The sequence below is a fragment of the Xenorhabdus sp. NBAII XenSa04 genome, assembly GCF_963866145.1.
Lineage (GTDB): Bacteria > Pseudomonadota > Gammaproteobacteria > Enterobacterales > Enterobacteriaceae > Xenorhabdus > Xenorhabdus indica.
This window is the reverse complement of the sequence record NZ_CAWMEB010000316.1, coordinates 1-566: the sequence shown is the minus strand read 5'-3', so window position 1 is coordinate 566 and position 566 is coordinate 1. Positions and strand designations below refer to the sequence as shown.

The window sequence follows — 566 nt, the reverse complement described above, 5'->3', positions numbered from 1 at the left end:
TATGACATGCTGACCAATGGCGTGTTGCAGGCCAATGTGGCGTTCGATAAAGCCCAGTTCAATTGCCGGGCGATGGCCAATAAAATGATGGACTTTGCGCAGAACACCAAATGGACGCAATCGGCGGCTTTGCAGGAATACAAAACGTTGGTTAATGGCGGCGATGGTGATGCGGTGCGTGTGAATAACGCCGGCAGCAAAGCGACCGGTGCCAGCGGGCATCCGTGGATTGGCGGACAACGACAGGGCGGCAAGGGGCAGAATGCCATCCGTCCGACCCGCGATTTAGCCAGTGCCGGCTTTAATATGATGAATCAGCTGCCGGTACTGAGTCAGTCGCCGGTCAGCACCCAAAATTGTGAGGGCAGTGCCTGCCGCAAATTCAGCAATGCCCGTGAAGCGGCCGAAGCAGTGGTCAGCGTGCTGGGCGACCGGGTCATCCGCACCTGTGCTCAGGCAGCAGAATGTGTCAGTGGTGGTGCAAAACACCAGCCGGGCACCACCGTCGCGGGCACGGGGTTTGCCCCGATGCTGGAAGCGCATACCAAAACCAATACGGAACAGCT

General features: G+C 58.1%; 1 pseudogene. It reads left to right on the top strand.

Annotated features, from left to right (window positions below):
- Window positions 1-566 (top strand): annotated as a pseudogene (locus AAC147_RS11265) (integrating conjugative element protein); the annotation flags it as partial.